This is a genomic window from Thiobacillus sp. 65-1402 (genome assembly GCF_001897685.1).
Classification (GTDB): domain Bacteria; phylum Pseudomonadota; class Gammaproteobacteria; order Burkholderiales; family Thiobacillaceae; genus Thiobacillus.
Map to the genome: position 1 here is coordinate 1 of NZ_MKUG01000187.1, position 10,335 is coordinate 10,335.

A 10,335-nucleotide genomic window follows, 5' to 3' on the forward strand; every position below is an offset into this window, starting at 1 on the left:
GCCGGTCGCCGAAATGGTGTTTTCCGGGCGCGACGTCGAGGCCGAGCAGCAGCTCGACGCCATGATCAGGGACTCGGCCTCCCACGCCATCAGCCGCGGCGAGGTCTATCTGGTCGGTGCCGGCCCTGGCAATCCCGACCTGCTGACCTTCCGCGCCCTGCGCCTGATGCAGCAGGCCGACGTCATCGTCTACGACCGCCTCGTCTCGCAGCCGATTCTCGACATGTGCCGGCGCGACGCCGACCGCGTCTACGTCGGCAAGGAGCGCGACGACCACGCGGTGCCGCAGGAAGAAATCAACATGATGCTGGTGCGCCTGGCCAAGGAGGGCAAGCGCGTCCTGCGTCTGAAGGGCGGCGACCCCTTCATCTTCGGCCGCGGCGGCGAGGAGATCGAAACCCTGGTCGAGCACGGCGTGCCGTTCCAGGTGGTGCCCGGCATCACCGCCGCCGCCGGCGTGGCGTCCTACGCGGGCATTCCGCTCACCCACCGCGACTATGCGCAGTCGGTCGCCTTCGTCACCGGGCACCTGAAGGAAAACACCTTCAACATGAACTGGGAAGGCATCGCGCGCAAGGATCAGACCATCGTCATCTACATGGGGCTGAAAGGGCTGCCATTGCTGTGCGAGGCGCTGATCAAGCACGGCCTCACCGCCGATATGCCGGCGGCCATCATTCAGCACGGCACCCTGCCGACCCAGCGCGTCATCACCGGCGACCTCGCCACGCTGCCCGCGCTGGCCGAGCAGGCCGGGCTCAAGGCGCCCACCCTCATCATCGTCGGCAACGTCGTCAAGCTGCGCGAAAAGCTCGGCTGGTACCAGCCCGAACAGCATGGCGAGCAGGCCAGCCGCACTCCGCTCGAAGCACCGGATCATCTACCCTGACAAACGCGGCAGGCCGCTGGCCTGCCCGTATCCGACCCCGAATCATGAGCAGACTCCCCGCACGTTTTGAATTGCCCCTCTTTGCACTGCTGCTGTCCGGCCTGATGTCCCTGCTGGTGTCGGGCGTGGCGACCTGGAATGCGGTCAGCCTGTACGCGGAATTTACCGATAAGTGGTTGTCGGCCTGGCTGAATTCGTGGCTGGTGGCGTTTCCTGCCGTGATGGTGGTGGCGCCGCTGGTGCGCAGACTCGTGGCGCGCTGCGTCCGCGCCAAAGCCTGATCCGCCCCGGAGCGCGGCGGCGTGCGCGCATCGGCCCTTGCGGGGCCGGCTTCGGCCCGACGCGGCAGCTCGAAGCGCTGGCAGGAGGATTGGTTGCATGCGCAACTCACGGCTAAACTAAAAGACATCCTTGTCCGTTAAAGAGTAGCCATGACCAGCACGCTTACCATCGATGGCAACGAAGCCGTTGCCCGAGTGGCTTACCTTGGCAACGAGGTGATCGCCATCTACCCCATCACGCCCTCCTCCAACATGGGCGAGTGGGCGGACGAGTGGGCGTCGCAGCGCAGGCCCAACCTGTGGGGCGCGGTACCGAGCGTCATCGAGATGCAGTCGGAGGGCGGTGCGGCTGGCGCGCTGCACGGCGCGCTCACCTCCGGCGCCCTGGCCACCAGCTTCACCGCCAGCCAGGGGCTGCTGTTGTTCATCCCCAATCTCTACAAGCTCGCCGGCGAGCTGACGCCCTGCGTGCTGCACGTGGCGGCACGCGCGGTGGCGACGCATGCGCTGTCGATCTTCGGCGACCATTCCGATGTCATGGCCTGCCGCGCCACCGGTTGCGCCATGCTCGCCGCCAACTCGCCGCAGGAGGCGCAGGATTTTGCGCTGATCGCGCAGGCGGCCACGCTCGCCGGGCGCATTCCGCTGATCCATTTCTTCGACGGCTTCCGCACCTCGCACGAGGTGGCGAAAATTGTCGCGCTGGAGCCGGCAACGCTGCATGCCATGATCGACGACGCCCAGGTTGCGGCGCACCGGGCGCGCGCGCTGTCGCCGGAGCATCCGGTGCTGCGCGGCACCTCGCAGAATCCGGATGTCTTCTTCCAGTCGCGCGAGCGCGCCAATCCGTTTTACGACGCCTTTCCTCAGACCGTGCAGGACGCGATGGAGCGTTTCGGCGAACTCACCGGGCGGCATTACCGGCTGTTTGACTACGTCGGTGCGGCCGATGCCGAACGCGTCATCGTGCTCATGGGCTCCGGCGCCGAGACCGTGCACGAGACGGTCGAGCACCTGCTTGCGCGCGGCGAAAGGGTGGGGGTGCTGAAGGTGCGGCTGTACCGGCCATTTTCGGCCACGGCGCTGCTGGCCGCGCTGCCGCCCAGCGCAAAAGCCGTCGCCGTGCTCGACCGCTGCAAGGAACCGGGCGCCGACGGCGAACCGCTGTACAAGGACGTGGTGACCGCGCTGGCGCAGGCGGCGGCCGATGGCGTGCGCCCCATGCCGCGGGTCAGCGGCGGCCGCTACGGCCTCGCCAGCAAGGAATTCACCCCCGGCATGGTCAAGGCGGTGTTCGACGAGCTGTCCAACACTGCGCCCAGGCGCCAGTTCACCGTCGGCATTCACGACGATCTCACCCACCTGTCGCTGCCGTGGGACGCGGCTTTCCGCACCGATGCCGCCCGCCAACTGCAACATGCGGTGTTCTGGGGGCTGGGCGCCGACGGCACGGTGTCGGCCAACAAGAACTCGATCAAGATCGTGGGCGAGGCCACCGGCCTGCAGGCACAGGGCTATTTCGTCTACGACTCCAAGAAGTCCGGTGCGGTCACGGTGTCGCACCTGCGCTTCGGCCCGGCGGCCATCCGGTCCACTTATCTGGTGGAAGCGGGCATGGCCGGCTTCGTCGCCTGCCACCAGCCGGTGTTCGTCGAACGCTACGACCTGCTCGAACATGCCGCGCCGGACGGAGTGTTCCTGCTCAATACGCCGGCGCCGCCCGCCCAGGTGTGGGACACGCTCCCTCAAAGACTGCGCGCGCAGATACGCGACAAGCGCCTGCAGCTGTGGGTGATCGATGCCTACGCCGTCGCCGCCGCGGCGGGCATGGGGCGGCGCATCAACACCATTATGCAGACCTGCTTCTTCGCCATTGCCGGCGTCCTGCCGAAGGACGCCGCGATCGCCGCGATCAAGCAGGCGGTCGACAAGACCTACGGCAAGAAGAGCCGGCGCCTGGTGGAACTGAATTACCGCGCCATCGACATGACGCTGGCGGAGTTGCATCAGGTCGCCATTCCGCCAGCGGCGTCCGGCGGCAAGCAGCCTGAACCCGCTGCCGCGGCGGCAGGCGGCATTCCCGATTTCGTGCGCGACCTCACCCTGCCGCTCTACCAGGGCAAGGGCGACGCCTTGCCGGTGTCGCTGCTGCCCGCGGACGGCACCTATCCGCTCGGCACCGCGCAATACGAAAAGCGCAACATCGCGCTGGAAATCCCGGTGTGGGACGCGGACCTGTGCACCCAGTGCGGCAAGTGCGTGTTCGTCTGCCCGCATACCGCCATCCGCGCGCGCGCCTTCAGCGCAGCGTCCGTTGCGGACGCGCCTCCGACCTTCAAGCACGTTGCGGCGAAAAGCAAGGATTTCCCCGCCGGCACCCGCGTCAGCTACCAGGTCGCGGCGGAGGACTGCACCGGCTGCGGCGACTGCGTCGAGGCCTGCCCGATCCACGACAAGTCCAACGTCAGCCGGCGCGCGGTGAACATGGCGCCGATCGCGCCGCTGCGCGATCAGGAGCGCGACAACCTCGCCTACTTCCTCAGGCTGCCCGAGTTCGACCGCAGCGCAATCAAGCACGGCACGATCCCCAGCGCCATGCTGCTCGACCCGCTGTTCGAGTTTTCCGGCGCCTGCGCCGGCTGCGGCGAGACGCCCTACATCCGGCTCGCCACCCAGCTGTTCGGCGACCGCATGCTGATCGCCAACGCCACCGGCTGCTCCTCGATCTACGGCGGCAACCTGCCGTCGACGCCCTACACCGTGAACGGCGCCGGACGCGGGCCGGCGTGGAGCAATTCGCTGTTCGAGGACAACGCCGAATTCGGCCTCGGCATGCGGCTGGCCGCCGACCAGCTGATGGGCTACGCGCAGCAGCTGGTGCGGGAACTGGCCGGCGAAATCGGCGGCGATCTCGCCGCCGCGCTGGTCGATGCCGACCAGCGCGAGGAGGCCGGCCTGGTCGAACAGCGCGGCCGCGTCGCCGTGCTGCTGCAGAAACTGGCGACCTCAGGCCACCCGCGCGCGCAGGAACTTGCCAGCGTCGCCGAATGGCTGATCCGCCGCTCGGTATGGATCATCGGCGGCGACGGCTGGGCCTACGACATCGGCTACGGCGGCCTCGACCATGTGCTGGCGCTGCCCTACGACGTCAACATCCTGGTGCTCGACACCGAGGTCTATTCCAACACCGGCGGCCAGACCTCCAAGGCCACCCCGCTCGGCGCGGTCGCCAAGTTCGCCGCCGGCGGCAAGGCCACCGTGAAGAAGGACCTGGCCAGGCTGGCGAGCAACTATGGCCATGCCTACGTCGCCACCGTCGCCTACGGCGCCAAGGACGTGCAGACCCTGCGCGTGTTCCACGAGGCCGAGTCCTATCCCGGCCCCTCGCTGATCGTCGCCTACAGCCCCTGCATCGCGCACGGCTACGACATGCTCTACAACCAGCGCCAGCAGGAAATGGCGGTGAAGAGCGGGCACTGGCCGCTGTTCCGCTTCGACCCGCGGCTGGAGGCGGCGGGCGGCAACCCCTTCAAGCTCGATTCCGCCGCGCCGACCCAGCCGATCAAGGCCTTCATGGAATCGGAGACCCGCTTCGCCATGCTTGCGCGTAGCCATCCCGAGGCGGCGCAGCGTTTCCTGGAACAAGCGCAGCAGGATGCCGAGCGGCGCTTCAAGGCCTATCGGGATCTGGCGCAGAAACCTGCCGATCAATCCAAACCGGAAACCTGACATGATCGATCTTTCCACCGACTATCTCGGCCTCAAGCTCAAGAACCCGCTGGTGCCCTCGGCATCGCCGCTGTCGCGCAACCTCGACACGGCGCTGCGGCTGGAGGATGCCGGCGCCGCCGCATTGGTGATGTATTCGCTGTTCGAGGAGGAGCTGCAGGCGGAAGACGCGATGATGGATCGCTTCCTGCTGCATGCCGGCCTCGGGAGCTGCGAAGCGGAGGACGGCTTTCTGCCCGATCATGGCGAGTTCCGCAGCAGCCTCGATCACTACCTGGCGCATCTGCATCAGCTCAAATGCCGCCTGGGAATTCCCGTGGTGGCGAGCCTCAACGGCATCTCCCCGTCCGGCTGGGTGGAACTGGGCCGTGAACTGCAGCAGGCCGGCGCCGATGCGCTGGAACTCAACGTCTACCACGTCGCGGCGGAGATGACGGAACCCGGCGAGGCGGTGGAGGCGCGTTATCTCAGCCTGCTCACCGAGCTGCGCCGGGCGGTGAGCGTGCCCATCGCCATGAAGCTGTCGCCGTTCTTTTCCTCGCTGCCGCATTTCGTGAAACAGCTCGAGCTCGCGGGCGCGAACGGCGTCGCCCTGTTCAATCGTTTCTATCAGCCGGACATCGACCTGGACAAGCTCTACGTGGTGGACCGGCTGCATCTGTCGCACCCCGAAGAGGCCTTGCTGCGCATCCGCTGGCTATCCATTCTGCACGGCCGCACCTCGCTGACCCTGGCGGCCACCGGCGGCGTCCACAGCCATGAGGAAGCCATGAAGCTGCTGCTGGTCGGCGCCGACGTGGTGCATCTGGCGTCCTGCCTGCTGCAGCATGGGCCAGGCCGCTTGACGCAAATCCTGGACGCCATGCAAGGCTGGATGGCCGAGCGCGAATACGCCTCGGTCGCCCAGCTGAAGGGCAGCATGAGCCAGAAGAACCTGTCCGATCCGTCCGCCATGGCGCGTGCCAGCTACCTGCGGGTGCTGGACAGCTTCTCGCCGCGGCCGGGGGTGTGGTCCTAGTGTCGTGACTCAGAAATAGTGCAACATGAAACGGCGTCTTTTTCCGCATGGCGGCGTTGCTCGTCGTTGCCATAGAGCCGGCTATGTCGCCTCCTCGCGCCTTGCCCTGCGGAAAAATCCATCCGTTTCATTACGTTTCCCTATTTCTGAGTCACGACACTAGGGCGGCAAAGCCGGGCGGCTAGACCTTCTTCACGAACTCCGACTTCAGGCCCATCGCGCCGATGCCGTCGATCTTGCAGTCGATGTCGTGATCGCCTTCGGCCAAGCGGATGTTCTTCACCTTGGTCCCGACCTTCACCACCAGCGATGAGCCCTTCACCTTCAGGTCCTTGATCACGCTGACGGTGTCGCCGTCGCGCAGTTCGGTGCCATTGGAATCGCGCACCACCCGCACCTGCTCGGGGTTCTCCGCCGCAGCTGCTTGCGGCCATTCATGCGCGCATTCCGGGCAGACATATCGGTCGCCGTCCTCGTAGGTGAATTCCGAGCCGCATTCCGGGCAGGGAGGCAAGTTGCTCATGTCGTTTCCTGTTTCGTTTGATGGCTGGCCCATTTTCCCGGCGGCCAGTTTGCCTTATCGCCCCTCGCCGCGCCCCCCCGGCGCCACCCGGTGCTCCACCGCGAACACCGCCGCCTCCACCCGCGACGACAGGTTGAGCTTGGCGAGAATATGCCGCACATGCAGCTTGACGGTGTCGTGGCTGATGTCGAGAGTGCGGGCGATGGCCTTGTTGGACTCGCCGCGCGCCAGGTGGGTGAGGATTTCGCGTTCGCGCGGGGTCAGCGCGTCGAGCAGGGAGCCGGCGTCCTGGCCTTTCTGGTCATACAGCTTGACGAGCTTGGCGGTCATCGCCGGAGCAACGACGGTCTCGCCGCGCTGGGCGCGCAGGATGGCGTCGACCACTTCGTCGGGTTCCATGCTTTTCAGCAGATAGCCGTTGGCGCCGGCGCGCAGGGCGCGCGCGAGATCGTCTTCGGCTTCGGAGAGGGTGAGGATGAGGATGGGCAGGGCGAAGCCGTCGCCACGCAGTTGCTGCATCAGGGTGATGCCGTCGGTGCCGGGCATGTTGAGATCGACGATGAGCACGTCGGGGCGGTGCGCTTTCAACAGCATGGCGACGTCGTCGGGGTTGCCGGTAAAGGCGGTGACCTCGATGCTGCCGCTCTGTTCGAGCAGTTCGGCCAGACCCTTGCGGAACAGGGTGTGGTCGTCGACGAGAATGATGCGGGTGAGGCTCATGCGGGATGCTCGCTGTGTTGGTGGGACGCGGCGCGTTGGGGAAAGACCAGACGGATCACGGTGCCGCCGGCAGGGCGGGATTCCACGGTGAGCTTGCCGTTCAGCTTGGCGGCGCGCTCGCGCATGATGGTCAGCCCGAAGCTCTTGCCGAGGGTGGAGGACTCGTCGTTTTTCTTCTGCACGCCGACGCCGTCGTCGGCGACGTTGACGATGTACTGGCCGTTTTCCAGGTCGAAGGTGATGACGACGTGGCGCGCGCGCGCGTGCTTGGCGATGTTGTAGAGCGACTCCTGGATGATGTGGAAGACCTGGATTTCCTCGTCGGGCGTGAGCGAGACGTCCTGCACCAGGTTGAGGAAATCGACGTCGGCATTGGCCTTTTTGCGGAAGCTCTTGGCGAGCTCCTGGATCGCCGGCACCAGCCCGCGCGGGTTGATGCGGTCGCGGTACTGGGTGATGAGATCGCGCAGGTCGGCGTAGGCGAGATCGACCGCCTCCTCGACGTCGCCGAGGTAGCGGTTGGCCTTGGGGTAGTCCTCGCGGCGCATCGCGTCGGACAGCACGGTGAGCCGCATCTTGGCGTAGGCCAGCGTCTGCGCCAGCGAATCGTGGATCTGGTTGGCCAGCATCTGGCGCTCGTTCATCAGCGAGATGCGCATGTTCTCGCGGGTCAGCCGCGCGTTTTCCAGCGCGATGCCGAGGTGTTCGCTGATCGAGCGGAACAGTAGTCGCACGTCCTCGGGGACGCTGTGGCCCTCGTCCAGAAACAGGTTGTAGACGCCCATCACCTGGTTCTTGTGCATCAGCGGCACCGCCACCACGGTGTTGCAGGTGTCGCTGAAATAGGTGTCGTTGGCCTGGCGCTTGCAGAAGGCGACGTTGTTCCAGCTGCTCACCGTCACCTCGCGCGCGGCTTTGCCGCACACGCCGCAATCGACGCTGACAATGCTCTCGTGTTCGACCAGTTCGGGCGGCAGTCCGACCGAGCCGATCAGGCGCAGATGCGTGCGGTCGTCGGTGATGACGCGCACCGCACCCGCCTGCGCGCCGGCCAGGCGGATCATGGTCGAGAGAAAGCGCCCCAGCAGCTGTTCGACGTTGGCGTCGCTGGACAGGCTGGTGGTGATTTCCGACAGCACCCGCAGAGCCGGGATGCTGACGTTGTCCGGGTCGGTGGAGGCGTGGTGCTGGATCAGGGGATGAATGTCTTTCATGGCCAAGTCAGAAGAAGCAGCTTTTTAGCATATTCCGATTTGTGCGCGATCCCAAGCCCGGCGTCACGGCGCGCCGGTCGTTGCCGCGGGGGCGAGCGGCACCGGCACCACCACGCTGGGCTCGAGGTCTTCCGGAAAACCGCCCTCGGTCGAGGGTTCCTTGGCGGGCGGGTCGGCCTGGCTGGTGGCGCCGTCGGGCTTGTCCTTCAGCGGCACGCGCGGGACGACGGGCGCCGGCTCGGCGACGGGTGCCGCCGGCGCCGCCGGCTTGGGCGGTGCCGGCGGCTGCGGGTACAGGTGCGGCTGCAAGGCGGGCAGCAGGGTTTTCAGGATCTGCGTGGTGAGCGAGCTGGTGAAGCCGAACTGGCCGGCCTGCTCGCCCGGCACCAGCGCGGTGAGGGTGCCGAAATAGCGGTCGCCCAGATAGAAGGCGAAGGTGGCGGTACGGTTGACCACGCGCGATTCGAGCAGTTGCCCGCCCTTGCCGTAGCGCTCGAAGCGGTGATCGCCGGTGCCGGTCTTGCCGCCGATGGCGAGCGGCTGGCCGGCCGCATCCTTGAGCGCGCCGGCCAGCCGCGCGGCGGTGCCGCCCTCCACCACGCGCGCCAGCGCGCGCCGCACGGTGTGCGCCACCTCCGCCGGCATCAGCCGTTCGCCCCGCGCCGGCTTGAGCGACAGGCGGGTGTCGTAAGGCGTGTTGGCCGCAAAATGCAGGCCGGTGAGGCTCAGCATCGGCGCGCGCATGCCGTCGTTGAGCAGAATGCTCATCAGTTCGGCCAGCGCGGCGGGGCGGTCGCCCGAGCTGCCGATGGCGGTGGCGTACGACGGCGTGATGTTGTCGAACGGATAGCCCAGCCGCTTCCAGTCGTGCAGCAGGCCGTCGAAAGCCTCGACTTCGAGCAGGCTCTGGATGCGGATGTCCTGCGCGTTCTTGCGGCTGGTCTTGAACAGCCAGTTGTAGACCTCGCGGCGGGCCTCGGCGCCCTGTTCATCGAGCGCCTTGAGGTCGGTCTTCGGCGCCGCACGCAGGGTTTGCACCACCCACAGTTCCAGCGGATGAATCTGCGTCACGTAGCCGCGGTCGGCCAGGTTGTAGGCGTCGGGGGCGTGGGTCTTGTAGAGCGATTCGAGCGTCTTCCGGCTGAGGCTGGCGCTGGCGGGAACCTGTTGGTGCAGCGCGGCGACGTACGCATCGAAGCTCGCATTCGGCTCCAGATAACGGAACACCGAGGTGAAGCGGCGCGGGTTGGCACGCACGCGGGCGTACAGATCCTCCGCCATCTGCGCCGCCGTCCGGCCCTGGTGGCGCTGGTAGAAGCGGTGGATGAAGACGCGGCCTTCCTTGTCGACGAAACGCATCAGGTAGGTTGCGCGCATCGGGTTGCTGGCGTCGTCCAGGATACGCGCCGCCGCTCCTGGCGAGGCGCTGGCGTAATGCCGCACGATATCGCGCATGATGCGGATGTAGACGAGGTTGACCGAGTTCTTGGTGGCCTCCCATACATCCATCACGCGGCCATTGTCTCTGGCATCGAAGTTGGCGAAGTTGTGCAGGCCGCCGCCGGTGAAAAAGGTTTCCGGGGACGCCGAATAGGGGCGGCCCATCGCCGCGTCGAGGGTGGCGGCGAGCGTCTCGCTGCGGTTCGTCAGCAGGCGCGTAGCCACCCATTGGGCCAGTACGTCGCGCTGCGGCTGAGCTTTCTGCACGAGCACTTTTGCATCGAGCGCACGGTAGTCGGCGTGCAGCCGCGCGATGATTTCCAGGTAGGTGACCAGAGTGCGCAGCTTGGCGGTGGAGCCGAGATCGAGGCGCGCCTGGCTGTTGATATCGAACGGCTGGTTGAGATTGTCGGCCTGGATGCGCAGCACGTTGCCGGACGGCGCTTTTTCATACAGGGTGAAGCTGTAGATCACCTGGCCCAGCGGATCTTCCGGTTTCAGCAGGCGAAACCCGATCAGCC

At 66.6% G+C, this 10,335-nt stretch carries 7 protein-coding genes and 1 pseudogene; 4 read left to right on the forward strand and 4 right to left on the reverse strand.

The features are described 5' to 3' along the window. The 4 genes from cysG to BGO62_RS13735 form a co-directional block, all read left to right on the forward strand. Window positions 1–889, forward strand: an 889-nt coding sequence (gene cysG, locus BGO62_RS13720) for a siroheme synthase CysG (RefSeq protein WP_296643496.1), incomplete at its 5' end; no start/stop codon positions are given. 44 nt (window positions 890–933) lie between these two features. Further along, window positions 934–1,170 (forward strand): DUF2798 domain-containing protein, encoded by a 237-nt coding sequence (locus tag BGO62_RS13725; protein ID WP_296643498.1) that lies wholly within the window; start codon window positions 934–936, stop codon window positions 1,168–1,170. 150 nt (window positions 1,171–1,320) lie between these two features. Continuing rightward, window positions 1,321–4,899, forward strand: coding sequence for a pyruvate:ferredoxin (flavodoxin) oxidoreductase (nifJ, locus tag BGO62_RS13730; protein WP_296643499.1), 3,579 nt, complete (start codon window positions 1,321–1,323; stop codon window positions 4,897–4,899). 1 nt (window position 4,900) lies between these two features. Next, a complete protein-coding gene (locus BGO62_RS13735) occupies window positions 4,901–5,917 on the forward strand; it encodes a dihydroorotate dehydrogenase-like protein (protein ID WP_296643501.1) in 1,017 nt (338 codons plus the stop codon). A gap of 181 nt (window positions 5,918–6,098) precedes the next feature. On the opposite strand, the gene BGO62_RS13740 is transcribed toward BGO62_RS13735, so the two are convergent. The 4 genes and pseudogenes from BGO62_RS13740 to BGO62_RS13755 all read right to left on the reverse strand — a co-directional run. Then, entirely contained in the window at window positions 6,099–6,440 is a 342-nt protein-coding gene (locus BGO62_RS13740; RefSeq protein ID WP_296643503.1) for a zinc ribbon domain-containing protein YjdM, read from the reverse strand. Window positions 6,441–6,494: 54 nt separating this feature from the next. Beyond that, entirely contained in the window at window positions 6,495–7,160 is a 666-nt protein-coding gene (locus BGO62_RS13745) for a response regulator transcription factor (RefSeq protein WP_296643504.1), read from the reverse strand. Further along, window positions 7,157–8,374 carry an ATP-binding protein gene (locus tag BGO62_RS13750; RefSeq protein ID WP_296643506.1) on the reverse strand — a complete coding sequence of 406 codons (1,218 nt, stop codon included), beginning with the start codon at window positions 8,372–8,374 and terminating at the stop codon, window positions 7,157–7,159. The genes BGO62_RS13745 and BGO62_RS13750 overlap by 4 nt, the downstream gene beginning before the upstream one ends. 63 nt (window positions 8,375–8,437) lie before the next feature. Continuing rightward, window positions 8,438–10,335 (reverse strand): annotated as a pseudogene (locus tag BGO62_RS13755) (hypothetical protein); the annotation flags it as partial.